Source organism: Achromobacter sp. CSND-B12 (assembly GCF_052906545.1).
Window position 1 is genome coordinate 1,902,171 of sequence record NZ_JBREGJ010000001.1, and the last position, 23,161, is coordinate 1,925,331.

The 23,161-nt window shown below is 69.9% G+C and carries 20 protein-coding genes and 1 pseudogene; 11 read left to right on the top strand and 10 right to left on the bottom strand.

Going from position 1 to position 23,161, the window contains the following annotated elements; genetic code table 11:
* Positions 1-123 precede the first annotated feature (123 nt).
* The 5 genes from ACUTAG_RS08915 to ACUTAG_RS08935 all read left to right on the top strand — a co-directional run bounded on the left by ACUTAG_RS08915 (position 124) and on the right by ACUTAG_RS08935 (position 3,783).
* Positions 124-981 (top strand): AraC family transcriptional regulator, encoded by an 858-nt coding sequence (locus ACUTAG_RS08915; protein ID WP_047991735.1) that lies wholly within the window; start codon positions 124-126, stop codon positions 979-981.
* A 92-nt stretch (positions 982-1,073) separates the two neighbouring features.
* Positions 1,074-2,069: a formylglycine-generating enzyme family protein gene (locus tag ACUTAG_RS08920; protein ID WP_020926555.1), complete on the top strand. Its 996-nt coding sequence runs from the start codon at positions 1,074-1,076 to the stop codon at positions 2,067-2,069.
* A gap of 46 nt (positions 2,070-2,115) precedes the next feature.
* Positions 2,116-2,499 (top strand): VOC family protein, encoded by a 384-nt coding sequence (locus ACUTAG_RS08925; protein ID WP_006387410.1) that lies wholly within the window; start codon positions 2,116-2,118, stop codon positions 2,497-2,499.
* Between the two features lie 12 nt (positions 2,500-2,511).
* Entirely contained in the window at positions 2,512-3,333 is an 822-nt protein-coding gene (locus tag ACUTAG_RS08930; RefSeq protein WP_047991737.1) for an AraC family transcriptional regulator, read from the top strand.
* A gap of 81 nt (positions 3,334-3,414) precedes the next feature.
* The gene (locus tag ACUTAG_RS08935) at positions 3,415-3,783 is read left to right on the top strand and encodes a cupin domain-containing protein (protein ID WP_006387407.1); all 369 of its coding nucleotides are present in this window, start codon (positions 3,415-3,417) and stop codon (positions 3,781-3,783) included.
* Between the two features lie 7 nt (positions 3,784-3,790).
* Here the strand turns inward: ACUTAG_RS08935 and ACUTAG_RS08940 are convergent, their stop codons facing one another.
* Positions 3,791-4,309 (bottom strand): MgtC/SapB family protein, encoded by a 519-nt coding sequence (locus ACUTAG_RS08940; protein ID WP_006387406.1) that lies wholly within the window; start codon positions 4,307-4,309, stop codon positions 3,791-3,793.
* 118 nt (positions 4,310-4,427) lie between these two features.
* Here ACUTAG_RS08940 and ACUTAG_RS08945 point away from each other — a divergent pair, with 118 nt between their 5' ends.
* Positions 4,428-5,204 (top strand): SDR family oxidoreductase, encoded by a 777-nt coding sequence (locus ACUTAG_RS08945; protein WP_446650089.1) that lies wholly within the window; start codon positions 4,428-4,430, stop codon positions 5,202-5,204.
* Between the two features lie 16 nt (positions 5,205-5,220).
* Here ACUTAG_RS08945 and ACUTAG_RS08950 read toward each other — a convergent pair whose 3' ends face one another.
* On the bottom strand, positions 5,221-5,910 hold the full coding sequence (locus ACUTAG_RS08950; protein WP_024070265.1) for an HAD family hydrolase: 690 nt from the start codon (positions 5,908-5,910) through the stop codon (positions 5,221-5,223).
* Positions 5,911-6,079: 169 nt separating this feature from the next.
* Here ACUTAG_RS08950 and ACUTAG_RS08955 point away from each other — a divergent pair, with 169 nt between their 5' ends.
* From ACUTAG_RS08955 to ACUTAG_RS08970, 4 genes are all read left to right on the top strand, one after another.
* Complete coding sequence (locus ACUTAG_RS08955) at positions 6,080-6,784, top strand: DNA-3-methyladenine glycosylase family protein (RefSeq protein WP_047991738.1); 705 nt, start codon at positions 6,080-6,082, stop codon at positions 6,782-6,784.
* Positions 6,781-7,431, top strand: coding sequence for a 2OG-Fe(II) oxygenase (locus ACUTAG_RS08960; RefSeq protein ID WP_148317008.1), 651 nt, complete (start codon positions 6,781-6,783; stop codon positions 7,429-7,431). The genes ACUTAG_RS08955 and ACUTAG_RS08960 overlap by 4 nt, the downstream gene beginning before the upstream one ends.
* A gap of 93 nt (positions 7,432-7,524) precedes the next feature.
* Complete coding sequence (gene acnA / locus ACUTAG_RS08965) at positions 7,525-10,185, top strand: aconitate hydratase AcnA (RefSeq protein ID WP_020926551.1); 2,661 nt, start codon at positions 7,525-7,527, stop codon at positions 10,183-10,185.
* On the top strand, positions 10,182-11,075 hold the full coding sequence (locus ACUTAG_RS08970) for a GntR family transcriptional regulator (RefSeq protein WP_148317010.1): 894 nt from the start codon (positions 10,182-10,184) through the stop codon (positions 11,073-11,075). The genes acnA and ACUTAG_RS08970 overlap by 4 nt, the downstream gene beginning before the upstream one ends.
* A gap of 16 nt (positions 11,076-11,091) precedes the next feature.
* On the opposite strand, the gene ACUTAG_RS08975 is transcribed toward ACUTAG_RS08970, so the two are convergent.
* The 7 genes and pseudogenes from ACUTAG_RS08975 to ACUTAG_RS09005 form a co-directional block, all read right to left on the bottom strand.
* Positions 11,092-13,545, bottom strand: a complete 2,454-nt coding sequence (locus ACUTAG_RS08975; protein ID WP_148317012.1) for a TonB-dependent receptor — start codon at positions 13,543-13,545, stop codon at positions 11,092-11,094.
* A gap of 93 nt (positions 13,546-13,638) precedes the next feature.
* The gene (locus tag ACUTAG_RS08980) at positions 13,639-14,628 is read right to left on the bottom strand and encodes a FecR domain-containing protein (RefSeq protein ID WP_054473066.1); all 990 of its coding nucleotides are present in this window, start codon (positions 14,626-14,628) and stop codon (positions 13,639-13,641) included.
* Positions 14,625-15,146, bottom strand: coding sequence for a sigma-70 family RNA polymerase sigma factor (locus tag ACUTAG_RS08985; RefSeq protein ID WP_047992092.1), 522 nt, complete (start codon positions 15,144-15,146; stop codon positions 14,625-14,627). Before ACUTAG_RS08985 ends, ACUTAG_RS08980 begins: the two co-directional genes overlap by 4 nt.
* Positions 15,147-15,231: 85 nt before the next feature.
* Positions 15,232-17,694 (bottom strand): annotated as a pseudogene (gene fhuE / locus ACUTAG_RS08990) (ferric-rhodotorulic acid/ferric-coprogen receptor FhuE).
* A gap of 59 nt (positions 17,695-17,753) precedes the next feature.
* On the bottom strand, positions 17,754-18,749 hold the full coding sequence (locus ACUTAG_RS08995) for a FecR family protein (RefSeq protein ID WP_148317016.1): 996 nt from the start codon (positions 18,747-18,749) through the stop codon (positions 17,754-17,756).
* A gap of 52 nt (positions 18,750-18,801) precedes the next feature.
* Entirely contained in the window at positions 18,802-19,305 is a 504-nt protein-coding gene (locus ACUTAG_RS09000; protein WP_006387396.1) for an RNA polymerase sigma factor, read from the bottom strand.
* 108 nt (positions 19,306-19,413) lie between these two features.
* Positions 19,414-19,656, bottom strand: a complete 243-nt coding sequence (locus ACUTAG_RS09005; protein ID WP_020926541.1) for a hypothetical protein — start codon at positions 19,654-19,656, stop codon at positions 19,414-19,416.
* Between the two features lie 285 nt (positions 19,657-19,941).
* Between ACUTAG_RS09005 and ACUTAG_RS09010 the strand changes: the two genes are divergently transcribed.
* Complete coding sequence (locus ACUTAG_RS09010) at positions 19,942-22,038, top strand: EAL domain-containing protein (RefSeq protein ID WP_148317018.1); 2,097 nt, start codon at positions 19,942-19,944, stop codon at positions 22,036-22,038.
* On the opposite strand, the gene ACUTAG_RS09015 is transcribed toward ACUTAG_RS09010, so the two are convergent.
* Complete coding sequence (locus tag ACUTAG_RS09015; protein WP_020926539.1) at positions 22,031-22,924, bottom strand: prohibitin family protein; 894 nt, start codon at positions 22,922-22,924, stop codon at positions 22,031-22,033. The genes ACUTAG_RS09010 and ACUTAG_RS09015 overlap by 8 nt on opposite strands.
* Positions 22,925-23,161 lie beyond the last annotated feature (237 nt).

Consider the following 23,161-nt stretch of genomic DNA (forward strand, 5'->3'; position numbering starts at 1 on the left):
TGAAAGTGGGAGGGCATCGCGGCGCTGACCGGAAGGGTCCGTCGCCTGGCATCCAGTATTCCCTTTGCGGCAGTATCATTGGATACCTTACGTCCATCAAACATACCCATTCGTCCAAGCACCATGCCGCAACCCGTCGACCGCCTGTCCGCCCTCCTGGAACAGTTCCGCGCCCGCGCGCGCCTGTTCCACAGCGGCCCGATGTGCGGGCTGACCCGCTTCCCGCCCGAGGACGGACGCGGATTCCTGCACGTGCTGCGGCGCGGCCGGATGGAGGTCCGCCATCCGGCGGGTCAGGACCTGCCGCGCCGCCTGGCGCTGGATGAACCGACCTTGCTGTTCTACCCCCGGCCCGTGCGGCACGACTTCCACAACCCGCCGCGCGACGGCAGCGACTTCACCTGCGCCACGCTGGATTTCGATGGCGGCGCGCGCAATCCGCTGGTGCGCGCGCTGCCGCCCCTGATCGCGCTGCCGCTGGCGCGGATCAACGGGCTGGAACAGTCATTGGCATTGCTGTTCGCCGAGACCGAATCGGTGCGTTGCGGCCAGCGCCTGCTGGCCGACAAGCTGTTTGAAGTCGTGCTGATCCAACTGTTGCGCTGGCTGGTCGACCACCCCGACGAGGCCGGCATCCAGGCCGGCCTGATGGCGGGCCTGGCCGATCCCCGGCTGGCGCGCGCGCTGGTCGCCATGCACCAGGCGCCGGGCGCGTCCTGGACCCTGGCCGCGCTGGCGCAGGAAGCCGGCATGTCGCGCAGCGCCTTCGCCGCCGCGTTCCGCGATGCGGTCGGCCAACCGCCCGCCGACTACCTGGCGGACTGGCGCCTGGCCCTGGCCCAGGCCCGGCTGCGCCAGGGCCGGCCAGTCAAGGTCATCGCCGCCGAGCTGGGCTACGCCAACGCCTCGGCGCTGTCGCGCGCCTTCAGCCGCAAGCTCGGCGCATCGCCGCGCGGCTGGCTCGACCAGCCCGCCGGCTAGCGCCGCCTGGCCCGCATGCGGGTTCCCCAGAACTGGCGGCTGGCGGCGAGCGGCCCTACTATCGAGCACCCTTTCCGCCCCTTGGGAATCCCATGCGCCCGCGCCTTGCCCTTGCCGTTCTGTGCCTGTCGGCCCTCCCGTCCGCCGGCGCCGCCGAACCGGCCGCCGGCGTCGAGAATTCGCTCGGCATGCCGTTCGTCACGGTGCCGGCGGGCCGCTTCCTGATGGGCAGCGACGAAGCGCCCGAGGCGCTGGCGCGCGACTATCCGCACTACCCTCGGGAGCGGTTCACGCAATTGTTCGACGAAGCGCCGGTGCATGCCGTGCGCATCACCCGGCCGTTCCAGCTGATGGCCACCGAGGTCACCGTGGGCCAGTTCCGCCGCTTCCTGGAAGCCTCCGGCTACGTGCCGGAATCCGAAGCGGACGGCACCGGCGGTTATGGCTACAACGCGGCCTATGATCCCGACGCGTCCGAGCGCGGCGATGCCTTCGAAGGCCGCGATCGCCGTTATTCGTGGCGCAATCCCGGCTTCCCCCAGACCGACGCCCATCCGGTGGTCAACGTCAGCTGGAACGACGCCGTCGCCATGGCGCGCTGGCTGAGCCAGCGCGAAGGCCGCGTCTACCGCCTGCCGACCGAGGCCGAATGGGAATACGCGGCGCGCGCCGGCGGCCGGGGCCGCTATCAGCATGGCGACGATCCGGCGGCCCTGCCGGAAGTGGCCAACACTTTCGACGCCGACGCCGCGCCGCTCTGGCCCAAGTGGCAGGCCTACGCGGTGGCGCGCAGCGACGGCCATCGCTACACCGCGCCAGTCGCCAGCTACGCGCCCAACGCCTTCGGGCTGTACGACATGCACGGCAACGCCTGGGAATGGGTGGCCGATTGGTACGGCGAGGACTACTACGCGCACTCGCCGCGCGACGACCCGCAAGGCCCCGCCAGCGGCAACGTGCGGGTGCGCCGCGGCGGCTCGTGGCACACCTGGCCGCTCTACACGCGCTCGGCCTACCGCAACTGGAATACTCCCGAAACGCGCTATCCGCTGGTCGGATTCCGGCTGCTGCGCGAAGTGGCGCCATGAAGACCGGTTAGCATAGCCGCAAGCCTAACTTTCAAAAGAGTCCGACATGCATTCGCTGGGCCGCCTCGTCCTGCTGGTCAACGATTACGACACCGCCATCGCCTTCTACCAGGACAAGCTGGGCATGGAGGTGTTCGTCGACATGGCGGTGGGGCCACAACGCTATGTGCACCTGCGCCTGCCCGAGCAACCCTCGGTGGGCGTCTGGCTGTTGCAGGCGCAGACCCAGGCCCAGCGCGACCGCGTCGGCGACCAGACCGGCGGCCAGCCGGTGGGGGTGTTCTACACCGACGACGTGGCGCGCGACCACGCCCGCTTCGCCGCGCGCGGCGTGCGCTTCACCCGAGAGCCCGTCGACGACACCGCGGCCGTCTATGCGCATTTCATCGACCTGTACGGCAACGAGTTCGTGCTGGTGCAGCTGAAGTAGTCCGCCCCCGCCATGGCCGCCCGCTCCGCTGCCGCCACCGCATCGCGCGACTGGATCGTGCGCCACGCGCCGGACGATCGGTTCGAGCGCATCGAAGCCTATTTCGGCGGCCGCGGCTATGGGCTGCACCGGCATGACACCTACGCCATCGGCTGTACGCTGGCGGGGGTGCAGAGCTTCCACTACCGCCGCGGCCTGCGGCACAGCCTGCCGGGCGGCGTGCTGGTGCTGCACCCCGACGAGGCCCACGACGGCCAGGCCGGCACCGAGGCCGGCTTCCACTACCGCATGGCGTATGTGCAGCCGGCGCTGATCCAGCGCATCCTGGGCGGCCGCCCGCTGCCCTTCGTGCGCGACGGCATTTCCAGCGATGCGCGGCTGCGCGCCGCCTGCGCCGCCCTGCTGGGCGACACCGACGCCATGGCGGACCCGTTGCGCGAGGACGACGCGATCTACGACCTGACGCAGGCGCTTTGCGCCGCGGCCGGCCAGGTTCCCGCCCGGCCCCGCCCCGACTACGCCGCCTGCGAACGCGCCCGCCAGTACATCCATGACGCGCGCGGCCAGGCGGTATCGCTGGACGACCTGGAACGCGCCGCCGGAATCGACCGCTGGAGCCTGTCGCGCGACTTCCGCGCGCTGTATGGCACCAGTCCGTATCGCTATGCCTTGCTGCGCCGCCTGGACCTGGCGCGCCGCCTGATCGCCGCGGGCCAGCCCCTGGCGCAGGCCGCGCTGGCCGCCGGCTTCACCGACCAGAGCCACATGACGCGCCGCCACGCCGAGGCCTTCGGCATGACGCCCGCGCACTGGCGCGGCACCCTGCGCCGCTGACGCGTTTCGCACAAACGTACAAGACCCCGGGCGCGCCGCTCCCTAAGCTGTGGTTTTCATTGCCGCACCGAGGACGTCGCCATGCCCGCCATCACCGCCATCAACCTGGCCCGCAAGTTGTCGCTGATCCAGGAACCCTGGATGCCCAAGGTCATCGCCGAGATGAACGACTACCAGTTCAAGCTGGTCAAGCTGCACGGCGAGTTCGTCTGGCATGCCCATGCCGACACCGACGAGACCTTCATCGTGCTGGCGGGCCAGCTGCGCATCGACCTGCGCGACGGCCACATCGACCTGGGCCCGGGCGAAATGGCCGTGGTCCCCCGGGGCGTGGAACACAAGCCCTGTGCGCCGCAAGAAGTGCATGCCATGCTGATCGAGCCGCGCGGGGTGCGCAACACCGGCGACCAGGGAGGCGAGCGCAGCGCGCCCAACGACGTCTGGATCTGAAGTCGATTCAGGGGCGCTCGGTCTCGATCACGCGCTTGTCGCCCTTGGCCGCGATGCGCGCCTCGACCCGCCGCAGCACCGCCAGCACGAACAGCGCCATCAGCGTGCTGGCCACCGCGGTGGCCTCGCGGCCCATGCCGGCGGCCACGCCGATGGCGGCCGTCATCCAGATGCTGGCCGACGTGGTCAGGCCACGGATCTCGCGTTCGTCGCTGAGCTTGATGATGGCGCCCGCGCCCAGGAAACCGATGCCCGCGATGACGCCCTGCAGCACGCGGCTCAGGTCGCCGACCTGCATGCCGTTCTGCAGCGGCACCAGCACGAAGATCGCCGCGCCCAGCGCCACCAGCATGTGGGTGCGCAGGCCGGCGGCCTTGCCGCTGCGCTCGCGCTCGTAGCCGAGCAGGCCGCCCAACAGCACCGCCATGCCCAGTCGCAGCACGATGCGGGTCGCCTCGCCGACGTCGGGGATGTCGGCGAATTCGCTGCGCAAGGTGCTCCAGATCTCCAGCCAGATATCCGCCATCGTCGTCTCCCCGTGGTGGTTGCGCCAGCATAGCAGGGCCGCGCTGGCGTGGCTGCGCCCATCTGGTTTACAACATCAGGCAGGTCCGCATCGAGACGGGCACGACGAGGAGCTTTGGATGGATCTACAACTGGTTGGCAAGCGCGTCCTGATCACGGGCGCGTCCAAGGGGATCGGCCTGGCCTGCGCCACCGCCTTCGCGCGCGAGGGCGCCGAGCCGATCCTGGCCGCGCGCGACGACGCCGCATTGCAGGCCGCCTCGCAGGCGATCCTGGCGCAGACCGGCCGCCAGCCGCGCACCGTGGCGGTGGACCTGGCGCAGCCGGGCGCCGCGGCCCGGGAGCTGGAGCGGACCGGCGCGATCGACATCCTGGTCAACAACGCCGGCGCGGTGCCCGGCGGGGCCCTGGACCAGGTGCAGGACGAACGCTGGCGCGCCGGCTGGGACCTGAAAGTGCACGGCTACATCGACCTGGCGCGGCACTACTATCCGCTGATGCGCGCCGCGGGCGCCGGCGTCATCGCCAACATCATCGGCATGGCAGGCTCGGCGCCGCGGGCCGACTACATCTGCGGCGCGGCCGCCAATGCCTCGCTGATCGCTTTCACCCGCGCCCTGGGCGGCGACGGGCCGCGCCACGGCGTGCGCGTGTTCGGCGTGAATCCGTCGCGCACCCGCACCGACCGGGTGCTGACCCTGGCCAGGCAACGCGCGCAGGCCCGCTGGGGCGATGAATCGCGCTGGCAGGAAACCCTGAACGACCTGCCCTTCGGCCACCTGATGGAGCCCGAGGAAGTCGCGGACATGGTGGTGTTCGGCGCGTCGCCGCGCGCCGGGTATCTCAGCGGCACGGTGATCGACCTGGACGGCGGCGAGCAGTACGCCGGCCGTTGACGGCGCGCGCGGCGCCTCAGCGCGCCGCGGCCCAGCCCGCCAGCAGGCCCGGCAGCTGCGCCATGTCGGTGAATACGTGCGTCACGCCGACGCCGCGCAGCGCTTCGGCGCTGCTGTGGCCGTTGGCATCGGGGCTGTAGCCGAACACCGTGGCGCCCGCCGCCACGCCGGCGGTGGCGCCGGTGACGGTGTCCTCGACCACGGCGCAACGCCGCGGATCGACGCCCAGCGCGCTGGCCGCGGCCAGGTAGACGTCGGGGTGCGGCTTGCTGCGCGGCATCTCGTGGCCGCTGAAGACCCGTTCGCCGAAACAGTCCGCGATGCCGACCTTGGCCAGCTGCAGCTCGACCTTGCGGCGGTCGGCGCCCGAGGCGACCGCGATGCGGCCCGCCAGCGTCCGGTGCAGGGCGCGCACCGCATCCGGCGCGCCCGGAATCTCGCGCAGTTCACGGTCGAGCGCGGCATTGCGCCGCTCGCGAAACTGTGCGAACCACTCCGGCGACAGCGCCACGCCGGTGCGGGCCTGGATCAAGGGCAGTTCGTCGCGCACCGCCTTGCCGGTGAAGATACGCGTGGCTTCTTCGAAGGTGATGGCCCAACCCAGCTCGTTGAGCATCTCGGTCAGGACGCGGGCGGTGATCGGTTCGGAATCGACCAGGACGCCGTCGCAATCGAACAACACGGCGTCAAAGGGAAAATCAGTCATTGCGGCTACGGGGAGGGTCGGGGAAGCCCTAGAGCATACTGCACCGCGCCAACCCGGCCGCCGCCGGGGCAGCAAGCAGCGGAGTGTGCCGCACCGCAGGCTTCGCTATGCTGTATCGCGGCCGGCCAAACCCGGGCCGCGCCCCCATTCAACCCGCAGCTTTCCCCTCATGACGCCACCGACCTCCCCTCCGAAGCGCGCGCGGCCGGCGCCCCGCCAGGCGACCGCCGCCGATGACGTCGCCGCCCTCTACGCGCGCGCGGCCCGGCACCTGGCCGCGCTGGATGCCGACTGGGCCGGCCATGTCGCCGCCATCGGCCCCTGTCGACACGCTTCGCGGCCGGCGCGCGATCCCTACGAGGCGCTGGTGCGCGCCATCGCCTACCAGCAGCTGCACGCCCGCGCCGGCGACGCGATTCTCGGCCGCCTGCTGGCGCTGTATCCCGGACAGGCCTTTCCCGCGCCGCGCGCATTGCTGGACACCGATCCGCAGGTCCAGCGCGCCTGCGGCTTCTCCGCGTCCAAGCTGGCCACCATCCGCGGCATCGCGCAGGCCGCGCTGGATGGCCTGATCCCGGCGCGCGACGAAGCGCTGGCGATGAGCGACGAAGCCCTGGTCGAACGCCTGGTGACGCTGCGCGGCGTGGGCCGCTGGACCGTCGAGATGCTGCTGATCTATACGCTGGAACGCATGGACATCCTGCCGGTGGACGACTTCGGCGTGCGCGAGGGCTACCGGCGCCTGAAGCGGCTGGACAAGGCGCCCTCGCCGGCGCAGATGCGGGCCATCGGCGAGGCCTTCAGCCCGTACCGCACGATCGCGGCCTGGTATCTGTGGCGCATGCCCGCCACTCCGTCGCCGGCGGCGCCATGAGCGCGCCCCTGTCGCTGCAGCGCTACGACTGGGGCCATATCCAGCGGCAGCTGGACGCGGAGGGCTGGGCGCTGCTGCCCGCGCTGTTCAGCGCCGCCCAGGCGGTTGCCATGGCGCGCGCCTTCGACGATGCGCAGGCCATGCCAAGCGGTGTGGACGGCGACACATGGCGCTCGCTGCGCCCGCCGCTGCCGTCGGGGTTGGACGCCCTGCAAGGCGCGCTGCGCGCCCGGCTGGCGCCGCTGGCGGATGCCTGGGCGCGGCGCTTGGGACGCGCCGCCCCCGCCGCCACGGCAATGGCACCGCCCTGCCTGAACAGATTGCGCCAGGACGGCTTTCTGCCCCTGCGCCACGCCGCGGATGACGCCGCGTTCCCGTTCGGCCTGATTGCGCTGCTGTCCGAGCCCGGCCAGGACTTCACCGGCGGTGAATTCGTCATGACGGAGCAACGCCCGCGCCAGCAGTCGCGTCCCATGGTCTTGCCGCTGCAACGGGGCGACGCCGCCGTGATCGCGGTGGCGCACCGCCCCGTCCATGGCGCCAACGGCGACTACCGCGCCACGCTGCGCCACGCCGTCAGTCGGGTGCGCAGCGGCGAACGGGTGGGCCTGTCGCTGCCGCTGGACGGCTTGTCAGCCCCGCCCTGACCGGCCCGGGTGATCCTGCCGCGCCGGGTTGCCGGCAGGGCTGGCTAGAAATCACATTGCATTTTTAAACGTCAATGTGCAAAACTAGCCGCCATGGAGACCCCCGACGACACCCCACCCCGCCGCACCGGCTTCACGCTGCACGGCGTCGCCTATACCCACATCGACATGGCGGGCCGGTACGGTCCGGATTTCCTGCGCCTGCCCGTGGTGCTGCGGCTGCTGCTGGAAAACGCCTTGCGTAACATGCGCGGCGCCGAGCGCGACGCGGCCGTGGCGGCCCTGTTCGCGTGGCTGGCGCGCGGCACCAGCGAGGCGGAGATCGCCTTCCAGCCCGGCCGCGTCCTGATGCACGACACCACCAGCACGCCCGCGCTGGTGGATATCGCCGCCATGCGCGACGCCCTAGACGAGGCCGGCATGGACCCGCGCGCGCTCAATCCGGTGCTGCCGGTGGACGTGTCGGTGGATCACTCGCTGGCGGTGCAGGCCTATGCGCAAGCGGATGCGGCCGCGCGCAACCTTGCGCTGGAACTGCGCCGCAACGCCGAGCGCTACCGCTTCCTGCGCTGGGCCTCGCAGGCGCTGTCCAACGTGCGCATCCATCCGCCCGGCACCGGCATCATGCACACCATCAACCTGGAGCAGTTGGCGACCGTGGTGTGCGAGCAGGACGGCATGCTGCACCCGGACATGATGATCGGCACCGACAGCCACACGCCGATGATCAACGGCATCGGCGTGCTGGGCTGGGGGGTGGGCGGGCTGGAGGCGCAGACGGTGATGTTCGGCATGCCGACCATGCTGCGCATTCCCGACGTGATCGGTGTGCGGCTGAGCGGCGCGCTGCCGGCCGGCATCACCGCCACCGACCTGGCGCTGACCGTGACCCAGCGCCTGCGCGCCATCGGCGTATCCGGCGAATTCGTGGAGTTCTTCGGTCCCGGCGTCGCCACCCTGTCGGCCGGCAGCCGCTGCGTGGTGGCCAACATGGCGCCGGAGTACGGCGCCACCACCGGCTATTTCCCCATCGACGGCAATACGCTCGACTACCTGCGCCAGACCGGCCGCGACGCGGCCCAGGTGGCGCGGGTCGGCGCCTACGCGGCCAGCGCGGGCCTGGCGCTGGATCCGGCGGCCACGCCGCGCTATACGCGCGTGGTCGAGATCGCGCTGGACCAGGTCGGCACCCGGGTGGCCGGCCCCACGCGGCCGCAGGACCTGCATCCCTACGAACATACCCGCGCCCTTCTCGCCGCCCAGGCATTCACGCCGGCGACGGCCTCGCCGCTGCCGCGCCACGCCATCGCCATCGCCGCCATCACCAGCTGTACCAACACCTCCGACCCGCGCCTGCTGGTCGCGGCCGGCCTGCTGGCGCGCAAGGCGCGCCGCGCCGGGCTCAAGGCGCCCGCCTGGGTCAAGACCTCGCTCGGCCCGGGCTCGCCCGCCGCCGCCGACTATCTGGCGCGCGCCGGCCTGCTCGATGACCTGGAGGCGGTCGGCTTCGGCATCGTCGGCTATGGCTGCACCACCTGCATCGGCAACTCTGGCCCCTTGCCGCCGCTGGTGCGCGAGGCCATGGCGGCCGGCGCCGTCCGGCCGGTGGCGGTGCTGTCCGGCAACCGCAATTTCACCGGCCGCATTCACCCGGACCTGGACCTGGGCTTCCTGATGTCGCCGCCCCTGGTCATTGCCTTCGCGCTGGCCGGCGACGCCGAGCGCGACCTGGCGCGCGAGCCGGTGCAGGTCGCACCCGATGGCCGCGCGGTGTTCCTGCGCGATCTCTGGCCCGACGACCACGAGATCGACGCGGCGCTGGCGCGCGGCGTGCGCGCCGACGATTTCCAGCGGGCGTTCCAGGCGGCCAGCGCCAATCCGGGCTGGCAGGCCCTGCGGTCGCCCGCCACGCCCTGTTTTCCCTGGGACCCGGCCTCGACCGCGCTGCGCCGGCCGCCCTTTGCCGCCGCCGGCCCGGCAAGCCAGCTGGGCCGCTACGCCGCGCACCCGTTGCTGGTGCTGGGCGACGACGTCACCACCGACCACCTCTCGCCCGCCAGCGCCATTCCACCCGACAGCCTGGTCGCCGACTTCCTGGTGGCCCAAGGCGATGACCGTGACGACCTGAACGTATTCGCCTCGCGCCGCGGCAATTGGCAGGTGATGATGCGCGCCGCGTTCTACAGCAAGAGCCTGGCCAACCTGCTATGTCCCGACGCCCCGGTCGGCCACACGGTGCATGCGCCCAGCGGCGCCATCGCACCGATCTGGGAGGCCGCCGAGCGCTATCGCCGCGACGGCGACGCGGTGGTGCTGGTGGCCGGGGAACGCTTCGGCACCGGCTCCTCGCGCGACTGGGCCGCCAAGGGCCAGCGGCTGCTCGGCATCCGCGCGGTGCTGGCGCTGAGCTTCGAACGCATCCATCGTTCCAACCTGATCGGCATGGGGATCCTGCCCCTGCGGCTGGCCGCGGACGCCGGGCCGCAAAGCCTGGCGTTGCGGCCCGGCGACCGCATCGAGATCGATTGCCCCGCGCACGAGCTGGCGCCGCGCCAGTCCATCACCGTGCGGCTGCTGCGCGCCAACGGCGCCACGCAATCGCTGCGCGCCACGGCAGCCGTGGAGACCCAGCTGGAACTGCGCTTGCTGCGGATGGGCGGCGTGATTCCGGCTATCCTGGCGGACACGCTCGGAGCCCGCGCTCGGACGCCGCAGCGCCGGGGCGAACCCCCTACGAATTCCCTCCATCCATGAGCGCGCAGACCCACACCGCCAACAAGATCCTGGCACTGATCCAGCAAGACCGCCTGAGCGCCGGCGCGCACCTGAGCGCGCAGAAACTGGCCGACCGCCTGCGCCTGTCGCGCTCGCCGGTGAACGACGCGCTCGTCCTGCTGGAACGGCATGGCATCGTGGCGCGCCAGCCCAACCGCGGCTATTTCCTGCAACTCGATCATGACGCGCTGGCGCACGCGCCGGCCGCGTTGGCCCCCGTCGCCGACGACATCGTCACGCAAAGCTATTTCCGCCTGGCCGACGAGCTGCTGCGCGGCGCGCTGCCGCTGCAATGCAGCGAGGCCCAGCTGCGGGCCCGCTATGGCCTGACGCAAGCCCAGGCCCAGGCCCTGCTGGCGCGCGTGGCGCAGGAAGGCTGGGCCGAGCGGCGCCCCGGCTACGGTTGGGAGTTCTCGTCGATGATGACCACGCCCGACAGCCTGTTGCAGTCGTACCGCCTGCGCCTGGCGCTGGAGCCGGCGGCGCTGCTCGAACCGACGTTCCGCCTGGACCCCGCCGTGCTGCAGCGCTGCCGCGCCGCCGAACGCCACCTGCTCGAAGGCGGCATCGACGGCGACAGCCCCGACCGCTTGCACGAGCGCGGCGTGCGCTTTCACGAGTCGCTGGTCGAAGCCTCCGGCAACCCGTTCTTCATCGAGACCATCAAGCGCGTCAACCGCGTGCGCCGGCTGCTGTCGTACCGCTCGATGCAGGATCGCAGCCGTTACCGCCAGCATTGCGACCAGCACCTGGAAATCCTCGACCTGCTCGAACGCGAACGCAACGAGGAAGCCTCCCGGGCGCTGGCGCATCACCTGCGCAGCACGCTCGACAACCTGGCCCGCATCCGCGGCATCCTGACGCCGTAGCGCGCGCCAGGCGCCGTCAGAAGTCCATCGAGGCCGATAGCATCAGCGTGCGCGGCACGCCTTGCGAGATGGTGCCGTAGGACGCCACGCCCGACCAATAGGCGCGGTTGAACACGTTGACGACATTGGCGCGCAAGGTCAGGTTGTTGCCGTGCATGCGCGTGACGTAGCGCGCCCCCAGGTCGAAGGTGGTCCAGGAGGGCACCGATTGGGTGTTGGCCTGGTTGACGTATTCCTTGCCCGTGTGGATCACGCCGCCGGTCAGGGTCAGCCCGGCGACCCAGGGCGTATCCCACTCCGCGCCCAGGTTGGCCGTCCAGCGCGGCACGCCCACCGGCCGGTTGCCGCGCGTGGCCGGGTTGCTGGTGCGCGTGAGCTCGGCATCCAGGAAGGTCACGCCGCCCAGCAGGCGCAGGCCGCGCAGCGGCTCGCCCGACAGGTTCAGTTCCAGGCCGCGGTTGCGCTGTTCGCTGTCCGCGGCATACACCGTGCCCGTCAACTGGCCGCTGGGCTTGGTGATCTCGAATGCGCTCAGGGTCAGCATGGCGCTGTCGAAGTCGACCTTGACGCCCACTTCCTTCTGCTTGGACTTGTACGGCTTGAACACCTGCCCGGCGTTGGACGCGGTGGCCGGCGCCACGTCGCCCTTGCTCAGGCCCTCGATGTAGTTGGCGTAGAACGAAACGTTGTGCCACGGCTTGAGCACCAGTCCGGCCAGCGGCGTGACGGCGCTTTCGTCGTAGCTGACCGTGCGCGCGCCGCTGACGGGATTGAAATTGCGCGACTCGACGCGCTGCTGGCGCGCTCCCAGCGTCAGCTGCACGCGTTCGTCCAGCACGCTCATGGTGTCGGCCAGCGCGAAGCCGGTCAGGTCCGAGGACGACACCTTGGGCACGCTGGCGGGCGCGGCGATGTCCTGCCGCGGCCGCGTCACTGGGTGATAGATGTTGGACGACAGCGGCGCGCCGTTCACGCTGGCCTGCGCGTTGCGGTCGCTGTACAGCGTGCCCATGAAAGTGACGGCATGGCTTACCGGGCCGGTATCCAGCCGGGCGCGCAGGCCGGCGTTGTAGGTGCTGCGGTCGACCTGGAACTTGAAATGGTTGGGCGTCACCACGGTGTCGCCAGCGGCGTTGACGATGGTGGGGGTCTGGTCGGACAGCCGGTCGATGGAGGTATCCGAACCGCCCGCGTCGGCGAACACGGTCAGGCGCTCGCTGACGTCATACTCCACCCGCAGCAGCGCGGACTGCCCGGAAGATTTCCACCAGCCCCAAGGCTGGGTCGCGTTGCGCCGGCCATCGGGCGCGTCCGGCGTGCGCAGTCCGGCGGCCACCAGGAATGGCCGCGTCGGCGCGTCCACCTTTTCCTCCTGCGTCAGCAGGTCCAGCGAGGCCCGCAGCTTTTCACCCTGGTAGTCCAGCGACAGCGCGCCGATGTCGGTGCGCGAATGCAGGTTGTCCAGCGGCGTGTCGCCCTGCCGGTGCAGGCCATTGACGCGCACGCCCCAGGCGCCATCATCGCCGAAGCGCCGGCTCATGTCGACGCGGCCGCCGAACTGCGAGGTGCCGGCGTAGTCGGCCGACACACGCGTCAGGTCTTGCGGCAAGGCACGCTTGGGCACCATGTTGATGACGCCGCCCACGCCGCTGTTGGGCGACATGCCATACAGCAGCGCGGCCGGGCCCTTGAGCACTTCGACGCGTTCGATGTAGTCGGTGAACACGTGGTAGTTGGGCGCCACGCCATAGACCCCGTCGAACGCGATCTCGCCCAGGTTGCCTTCGCCTATCGGGAAGCCGCGGATGTAGAACGAATCCGTCACCCCGCCGATCTGGCCGGTGAAGCGCACCGAGGAATCGACGTTGAGCGCATCGGCCAGCGTCACCGCCTGGCGATTGGCCAGCAGGTCGGCGGTATAGTTCGCGACGCTGAAAGGCGCGTCCATCACGTCGCGGTTGCCCAGCATGCCCAGCCGGCCGCCCCGCGCGACCTGGCCGCCGGCATAGCTGGCCGGCAGGGCCGAGGCGGGTGCGCCGACGCCGGCCACGACGATGTTCGGCAAGGTGGTGGTCTCGCCCGAGGACGGCAGCCTGCGCAGCGAGTAGGCGCCATCGCCCTGCTCGGCAAGGGCGAAGCCGGAACCGGCCAGCAGCCGCGCAAAGCCATCGCGCACGGTATAGACGCCGTTCAAGCCGTCGCTGTGGCGCCCGGCCAGCAAGGCCGGGTCGAACGACAGCGGCACGCCCGAAGCGGCGGCGAACTGCGCCAGCACGTCGCCCAGCGCCCCCGCGCCAATCGCATAGGAGTTGCCGCGCGCGGCGCTGGCGTCGTCGGCGGCGCGCGCGGCCGGCGCCGCGCTCGACAGCAGCAGGGCCAGGCCCAGCCCGAGCGCGCGCGCCGTGGCCAGCGCCGGGCGGGATTGGGGCCGCGCGCGGCGGGACGGAAGACGGGAATGGCGGACGGGCATGGAAGATCCTTCGTGGGCGGGCCTCGCGGCCTGGCCGCGACGATTCACCCGGTACACCGGACGAAGGCGGAAAAAGTGTCAGCGCGGCGGCGATTAATTTGTAACGACGGTCTCGCCGCCCGCCGGCCGCGCCGCCACGGTGACCCAATACGGCGTGACGCGCTGGATCCGCACCGGCAGCGTCTTCTCGAGCAGCCGCAGGCTGGCGTCGGTGTCAGCCAGGGGAAACGCGCCCGATACCCGCAACCCGGCCACCTCGGGATCGCAACGCAGAAAGCCGCGCCGGTAGCGCGCCAGTTCGTCCACCAGATCGGCCAGCCGCCAATTGCGCGCGGCCAGCATGCCGTGCTCCCACGAGACCTGCGCGGCGTCCGCGGCCTGGTCCGGCCCGATGGCGTCCGCGTCGAAGCGGGCCCGCTGCCCCGCGCGCAGCACCCGGCGCGCGCCGCCGGCAGCGCGGATTTCCACGGCGTCCTCGAACACCGCGACCTGGATGGCAGCGCCCTCGTCGCGCACCATGAAGCGCGTGCCCAGCGCTTGCACGCTGCCGAGCCCGGTCTGCACCAGGAACGGCCGCGGCGCCGGTGCCGGGTCCTTGCCGGTGGTCAGCAGGATCTCGCCCGCGCGCAGCCAGACCAGCCGTTGCCGCGCGCTGTACTGGATGTCCACCGCGGTGGCGGTGTTCAGCCACAGGCGCGTGCCGTCGGCGAGCAGCATCTGCCGCCGCTCGCCGATGGCCGTGCGGGCGTCGGCGCTCCATTCGCGCCAGGGCACCTCGCGCCAGGCCAGCCAGGCCGCCGGGCCCGCCAGCAGCAGGCCACCCGCGGTGCGCAGGACCTGCCGGCGCGCGGGCCGCTCGATCCGATCGAGCCGCCGCAGCGTATGCGCGCCCAACGCCGGCGGCACCTGGCCGAAACTGCGCAGCATGTCTTCGACCCGGCGCCAGGCGGCGGCATGCGCCGCGCTGCGATCACGCCAGCGCTCGAACGCCGCGCGATCCGCGACCGACAGGGTTTCGGACTGGAAGCGCACCAGCCAGCCGGCGGCCTCCTCGAGCAGGGCGGGGTCCGGCGTCGCGCTCATGCGGGACCCGCCTGGTAGGCGATGAGGCAGGCCGTCAGCGCCTTCTGCATGTGGCGCTTGACCGTGGCCAGCGATACGCGTTGCGCGCGCGCGATGTCGGCATACGCCATGCCGTCGAACTGCGACGACAGGAAGATCTCGCGGGTCTTGGCCGGCAGGGTGCGCAGGGTGGCATCGATCGCGTACAGGGTCTCCAGGATCAGCGCCCGCGCCTCGGGCGACGGCACCTCGCGCGCCGGCAGCTGCGCCGCAGCGGCTTGATAGGCGTCCTCCAGCGCGCGGCGGCGCCAGTGATCCACCACCAGCCCCTTGGCGATGTGCGTGAGGAGCGCGCGCGGCTCGTCGCCGCCGCCTGCCCTCACGCGCGCCGCCATCAGACGCAGGAACGTGTCGTGGGCGAGGTCGGCCGCATCGAAGGAATTGCCGAGCTTCTTGCGCAGCCAGGCCGACAGCCAGCCATGGTGCTCGCGGTAGATCTGCGTGACGGTGTCGGTGGGCAGGGTATCGGTCGAGGACACGGCGCAGCTCGCGAGCAATCTAAATGGGAATTGTTACTATTTTATCCCATTCGCGCTACGCTATGCCGCCGCGCGCTGCTCAATGCTAGAAAGTCGCCTTCAGGTTCAGGAACACGTTGCGCGGCTCGCCGTAGTACACCTGGTTGGCCACGCCGCCCAGGTAGTACTTCCTGTCGAACAGGTTGTTCACGTTCAACTGCGCCGACAGGTGCGCGCTGAAGTCGTAGCGCGCCATCAGGTTGAAGATCGCGTAGGCCTTCTGCTTGGCGATGACGCTGCCCTCGTCCAGCTCCACCTTGCTGTAGGTGCTGATCTGCCAGTTGGCGCCGCCGCCCAGCGTCAGCCTGTTCCAGGCCCCGGGCAGGCGATAGGTGGTGAACAGCGTGGCCGAGGCACGCGGCCGCTCGGTATTGACCGACACGCCGTGCGCGTCGCGGCTGGTGTAGTAGGTGCCACCCAGCGTGGTGTTCCAGCCCGGCGCCAGCTGGCCGGTCAGCTCCATTTCGATGCCGCGCGTGGTGACGCCGTCGGCGGTCCGGTAAGCGCCATCGGTCGATCCCGGCACCACATAGCCGGGATCCGGCACGGCGGTCTTGGTTTCCTTCACCTTGAACAAGGCCAGCGACGCGTTGAGCCGACCGTCCAGGTATTCTCCCTTGACGCCGATTTCGTAGTTCTGCCCTTCGACCGGATCGAGGTAGTTGCCGTTGCGGTCGCGGTAGTCCTGCGGCTGGAAGATGTCGGTGTAGCTGGCGTACGCGGAATAGGTACGGTCCAGGTCGACCACCACCCCGGCATACGGCAACAGGCGCGCATCACGCTGGTCGCGTGTGGGCGACCGCGACTTCCACGAGGCGTGGCGAGCGCCGGTGATGAGCGTCACGTCGTCGGTCAGCGACCAGCGCGCCGCGCCATACACGCCACGCTGGTGCGTGACGGTGTCGCGCAGCGTCGAGGCCCCCCAGGCCGGCTCGGGATAGGAACCGTCCCAATCGTAGAACGAGCCGGTGTCCGCCATCGATGCGGGCCGCGCGTAGCTGTAGAAGTCCTCGCTGTAGCGGCTGCGCGAAGCGCCCAGCACCAGTTCGTGACGCCGGCCCAGCAACTGGAACGGGCCCTTGACCTGCAGGTCCAGCGCGGTCTGCTGCGCATAGGAATTCCAGTACCCCGGGACACCGGTCCAGCCGGCGCCGCTGGCGCGATCGGGCTTGCCGCTGAACCACAGCAGCTTGGCGTCGTACTTGCTCTTGCGCTGCGACCAGGCGAGCCGCGCCTCCCAATCGTTGTCGAAACGGTGCGTCAGCGTCGCGAAGGCCGTGCGCTGCGTTGTGTGCCAATAGGTCCAGTCGGCCGCGCTGCTCTTGGAGCGGCGCCAATCGGTGGGCGTGCCATCGCTGAACACCACCGGCAGGCCGCCCCAGGTCGATCCGCGCGGCCGCTTGTCCTAGTAGTCCATGCCCACGCTCAGTTGCGTGGCGGACGTCAGATCGGCGTCGACCACACCGTAGAACACCTTCTTGTCGGCGCGATAGCGATCGATGTACGAATCGGACTTCTGGTACAGCGTCACCATGCGCGCGCGCACGGTGCCCGCCGCGTTCAGCGGCGTGGTCAGGTCCGCCGACCCGCGATACCGGTTCCAGGACCCCATGCCGGCGTTGACCTCGCCGGTGAATTCACGGCTGTTGGCGTGCTTGCGCACCAGGTTGATCGAAGCCGAGGGGTTGCCCGCGCCAGTCATCAGGCCGGTCGCGCCGCGCACCACCTCGATGCGGTCATAGATGATGGAATCGTTGTTGGACTCGCCATACATGGACAGGCCGATCGTGGTGGGCACGCCGTCGTACTGCAGGCTGTCGATGTAGAAACCGCGCGACCAGAAATCGGTGCGGTCGCTGTCTTCGGAAACCACCTGCACCCCGACCACGTTGCCCATCACCTCGTCCAGCGAACGCAGGTTCTGGTCCTCGATGCGCTGGCGCGTCACCACGGTGACCGACTGCGGCGTTTCGCGCAGCGACAACGACAATCCGGTTGCCGCCGCCGTGGCGGGCGTGGTGTACGAGCCGGTGCCTTCGGTCACGGCCGGGTCGCCCGCGCCCAACACCGTCACGGGCGCCAGGCTGGCCACTTCGCCTTCCCGGGTCAGGACGATGCTGTCGCCCTGCCAGCGATAGCCCACGCCCGAGCCCTGCAGCAGGCGCGCCAGCGATTGCTCCGGGCTGGCGGTCATGCGCAGGCCCGACGTGCGCAGGCCGGCCACCAGTTCAGGCGCATAGAACACGCGCTGGCGCGTCTGCGCGGCCCACTGCAACAGCGCCTCGTCCAGCGGCATGGCGGCAATGTCCACCGCCACCGCGGACGCCCGCGGCCCGGCGGCGCCGCAGACACCCGTCGCCAGGGCCAGCGACAGCATCAGGGAAGAAAGAACGATACGGGGCGTGGCGCGCGCGCGGCGCCTGGAGGAAGCATTCACGATCAGCGGCGGTTTCGGTTCAGGAACAGGAAGAAGGCCTTCTTGCGAAGGCAGGGCGCGGCGCGCCTTCATTCCTAGAACGATGCCGAGGCGAAAAAACCTGAATGCCGGGGACGATTATTTTGTAACGCCTAGCGCGCGCTCACGTCGATGGCCCCGGATGCCGAAGGCGTCAGCTTCACCGGCGCCACCGCCGGCAGCGCCTCGAGCAATGCTTCAGGCCGGTCCAGGCTGAACGAGGCCGATACCCGCAGGCGTCCCGCCCTGCTGTCGGCCAGCCGCAGCGGCGTGGCCAGGTAGCGATTCATCTCGCTCACCACTTCGGCCAGCGGCGCGTTCCTGAACACCACCCTGCCCGTCTGCCAGGCCAGCGCCGTCTCGACGTCGGCGGGCGCCGGAACACCGATGGCGCCGCTGCCCGGCACGCGGATGCCGTGGCCATCGCGCAATACCGCCAGCCCCAGGTTCCACCAATGGCCGCCGGTCACTTCCACCGTGCCGGAGCGCACCAGCACGGTGACCACGTCCTCGTCGCGCCGCACGTCGAACACCGTGCCGGTCACGCGCACGTCGCCGCTGCCGGCGCGCACGATGAAGGGCCGTTCCGCTTCCGGACTGACGCTGAAGAGGATTTCACCGCCTTGCAGTTCGACCTCGCGGCGACCGGCATAGAACTTGACCTCGGCCAGCGTGCTGCCGTTGATCTCGAGCACCGAGCCGTCGGGCAGGGTCACCTGCTTGCGTTCTCCGCGGTCGGCCCCCACCACGATGGTGTAGGTCGGCGCCTCGCCCGGCAGGCTCCACCAGGCGACCAGCGCCACCAGCGCCAGCACCGCGCAGGCTAAGGCGATGCGCAGCGGCGCGGCGATGCGCCGGCGGCCCGGGCGAGGCGGCACCGCGCCGCCCAGCAGGTCGCGCACGCGGTCGGGCGGCAGCTGCGCGGCGGCCTGTCCCAACTGCTGCATGCGGTCGAACTCGCGCGCCGCGTCCGGCTGCTCGCGCCGCCAGCGCGAGAATGCGCGCCGCTCGCGCCGCGTCATGTCGCCCGAATGCCAGCGCGCGAACCACCAGGCGGCGCTGGCGGGCTGGCGCGGGTCATCGGCATCGCGGGAAAAGGACTCGGTCATCGTCGGTGGCCGTCCACGCCGGAACGCGGACATGAAGTGAACAGGAACGGCGTCATGGATTGTGTTCGCGCAGGCGTTCCCGCACGTGTTGGATCGCTCGCATGACGTAGCGTTCAATCATATTCTTGGACAGCCCCATGCAGGTGGCCACCTCGGCCTGGGTCCAGCCTTCGATGCGGTTCAGGACGAAGGCCTGGCGGCACTTGGGCGGCAGTTCGGCCAGCACCCGCGCCAGGTCGTCGGCCAGCCGCGCGGCGCGAACCGGTGACTCGGGATCAGCTTGCACCGGCTGGTCGCGCTCGTCCAGTTCATCCAACGGCACGTGCTGCTCGCGATGCTGGCGGCGCCAGCGGTCGATCAGGCGGTGTCCGGCCACCTGGAACAGATAGCCGCGCGCCTTGGCCGCCACGCTGGCGTCGGCGTTGAGCAGGTGCTCGATCGCGTCGTGCGCGGCGTCCTCGGCGTCGTGCCGGTTGCCCGAGCGGCGGCTCCAGGCGCCGATCAGCTCGTCATAGCAGGCGAGCCATCCGGGACGGGACGAAGCGGGGCGGGACATGGATCGATCCGGTGGCGTAGTGTGGCAACGCTGCGGATTTTACAAATAATTCTCATTCCCGCAAGAATGCCTGGCGCTCCCGCTGTTGCCGGCGCCGAGCGATTGCCACTAGTAGTCCATCGGCACGTGGCTCTGCGCCGCGCGCAATTCCTGGATGTGGCGCTCGGCCTCCTGCCTTTCGGCGGCGGGTGGCAAGGCCCGCCAGCTCACCATATTGCCCGGCGTCTTGGCCGGCATCCAGCCCAGGACGCTGTACAGCGTGATCGCGGTGCCACCCGTGTCCAACCGCGTTTCGTAATAGCCCTGCCGTTCCGGCGTCTTGTCGCCGGGCACCCACTCCAACTGCGACATCGTGTCTCCCTCTGGGTCTAGCCTGTCATGAGGCCGCGGCGCCCGCCCAATCAGGGCTTGCGTCCGATCGTAGCGCGCCGCCGTCCTCCTGATATGCGCACGATGCGCCGGCTTTTCATTTCTTGACAGAGGGGAATCCCTAGGATTTTTTCCTCACACGATTGCTAAGCCGGGAACTCAGGCGCTAGGATGCGGCAAAGGATTCTTACAAACCCGGGACGGCCGCAGCGCCAGCTCCCGGGGCGGGCCCTCCTTCGGCAGCGGGCTTTTTTGGGCGATACCGGTATGTCGACATCAAGGTTCATGCGCTATCCGAAAGACCGGTTGGCGGCCCTGGCCAGCGCCAGCGCGCTACGCGCCATCCGCGAGGGACTGCTCTGGACGATGCCCTGCCTGCTGGTGTCCGCGCTGTTCCTGGTGCTGTCGGTGGTAGCCGGGCAGGCCGGCCTGCCCGCGGGCGTGGTCGAAAGCCTGGCCGCCGTGCACGCCAGGCTGAACGCGATCATGCCGTTGCTGGTGGGCACCTCGGTCGGCTACATGCTGTCGATCCGCCATCGCGTGCCCAACCTGCCGGCGGCGTTCCTGTGCCTTTCGTACGTGGTGATCGCCGAGGCACTGCTGGCGCCCCATCCCCACGCCGCCACCACCCTGATCCTGAGCCTCGCCATCCTGCTGCCGCTGGGCTGCGTGCCGCTGCTGGCGTGGCTGCACCGGCGCCACTGGACCCGCCTGGCGCCCGACGGCCTGATCGGCGAAAACGTGCGCGGCACTCTCAACATGGTGATACCGGGCGTGCTGACCGCCGCCGCCGTGGCGCTGGCGATCAGCGCCTTGCTGCGGACTCCCGGCGTCGCGCGGTTCGACATTCCGGTGGACCTGGCCTCGCTCGAAAGCCCCTTCACCATCGGGCCGGCGATCGCCGCGCTCAACTCGATCTTCTGGTTCTTCGGCATCCATGGCTACCATGCGATGTCGCCCGTCATCGACGTACTGGATCAGGCCACGGCGTTGAATGCCGCCAGCGCCGCGGCCGGCTACCAGGGCATGTACGCCTTGAACGGCAGCCTGCTCGGCGCCTTCACCTTCATCGGCGGCGCCGGCGCGACACTGTCGCTGGTGGCCGCCATCCTGCTGTTCTCGCGCAGCGAATCGCTGCGGCTGCTGGCGTTGGCGAGCATTCCCGTATCGCTGTTGAACGTCAACGAAATCCTGCTGTTCGGCCTGCCGCTGATCCTCAACCCGCGCCTGCTGCTGCCGTTCATCCTGGCGCCGGTGTGCAACGTCCTGATCGCGTTGACGGCGGTGCAGCTCGATTGGATGCCGCCAGCCACCGTCACGCTGCCGCTCACTTCGCCGGTGCTGCTCAACGCCTACCTCAGCGCCGGCGGGCACCTGGGCGGCGTGATCCTGCAGGTGGCGCTGATCGCGCTGGGCACCTGCATCTACGCGCCCTTCGTGGTGGCGCTGGAACGCCAGCGCAAGGCCGACGCCACCGTCTACTTCAAGTCGCTGGACACCACATTCCCGCGCCTGCAGGAGGAATCGCTGCTGTTCGCGCACGACCCGGTGGTCTCCACCTATGCCAACCGCGCGCGCCGCAGCGCCGAGATTTCCCGTATCCGCGCCATCAGCGAATACGACTTCTACCTCGAATACCAGCCGCAGGTGTCATTGCGTGATGGCCGCTGCACCGGTTGCGAGGCGCTGCTGCGCGCCACCGGCCCGGAAGGCATGCAGCAGGCGCCGCTCGAATTCCTGCGCTGGCTGGCGCAGGCGGACTTGATGCGCGAGGTGGATCTGTGGGTGGCCAAGCAGGCGGTGCTGCAATGCCACGCCTGGCGCAAGGCGGATTTCGCCCTGCCGCTGACCGTCAACGTCACGAGCGGCACGCTGACGTCGGAATCGTATCTGGACAAGCTCGTCAAAGTGCTGGAACAGGCCCGCGGGCAGGTGTCGGTGGAACTCACCGAGGACGCGCTGGTCGAGGACGCGCAGGCCCTGCACAAGGCGTTCGACCGGCTGCACGGCATCGGCTGCAGAATCTATATCGACGATTTCGGCACCGGCTATTCGGCGCTGAGCTACCTGCACCAGTTCGAAATCGACGCGGTCAAGATCGACCGCAGCTTCGTGCTGGCGCAGGGCAGCGAACGCGGCGCCCAAGTGATGAGCGGCCTGCTGCGCTTCTGCGAAGCGCTGGACCTGCAGATCATCGTCGAGGGCGTCGAAACGCCGGAACAGATCTCGGCGCTCGAATCGAGCGCCGAGATCATCGTGCAAGGCTGGTTCTACAGCAAGGCGCTGTCCGGCGACGACATGATGGAATTCGCGCGGCGGCGCCCTCCAGCCGCCGCGTCCCGCGGCAGCGCCGCCGTCACTTGATGCCGATGAACGGCAGCGCCGCGCCCGGCACCTGGGTCGCCGGCAGTACGCCGTCCCATTTCTCGACCGCGTTCAGGCTGACCAGGTTGGTATTGGCGGCCAGGGCCTCGGCCTTGGCGCGGATCGATGCGGCCTCGGCTTCGCCGCGCATGCGGATGCCGTCGGCCTCGGCGGTGAACTGCTGGCGGCGCGCGTCGGCCTCGGCCTTGGCCTTGACCACCTGGATCTCGGCGTTGATCATCGCCGTTTCCTTCTGCTGGCGCGTGGTCTCGATCTGCACCTGGGCCAGCATGCGCTGTTCGATCGAATGTTCGTAGGCCTGCGAGAAGCCGACTTCCTCGATCTGCACGCCCACCACCTGGACCGGCGCGCCTTCCATGGTCTTGAGCACGGCGTTGTTCACGTCCAGGCCCAGCTTCTGGCGTTCCTGGATGGCGCGCACGGCGGTGTACTGTCCGAACACGTTCTTGACCGCGTCCGGCGTCTTGCGTTCGAGCACGCGCATCTGCAGGTTGCTGATGGTGCCGTATTCGGAATACAGCTCGGCCACATGCTCGGGCGGCACGCGGTAGGTCACCGACACGCGCAGCGTGGCCGGTTGCTGGTCATAGCTGTAGGCTTCCAGCTTCTCGAACACGAAAGTGTGGTCGCGCACCGACACCGTCATCACGTTGTCGATGAAGGGCGTCTTGAAGTCCAGGCCCGGCTCGGACACGCGCACCAGTTTGCCGTTGCGCAGCACCACGCCGCGTTCGCCCTGGTCCACCTGGAACCAGGAACCGAACGCGAGGCACAGGATGAGCACGAACAACACGCCCGTGCCGATGGCCAGCTTCAGGCTGCGCGGCTTGACGGACTTGACGATCTGGAGGTCGGTCGGCTTCACTTGGAGTCCCTTTCTGATTTATTGCGTTTGCGGTCCGAGAGCACGGCGGCGATGCCGCGCGCGAGCAAATAGGCGACCACGGCCGCCCCCACCAAGATCAGGAAATATCGCACCTGGCATTCCCCCCGGAATAGAAGCGAGCGATTCTAGCCCGAGTCAGCGGCGTGAAAGGTTACGGTTGTTGCAATAAGAAAAACCACTTGCCAATGGAGATGGCGCGCGTTCCAGCGCTGCGGT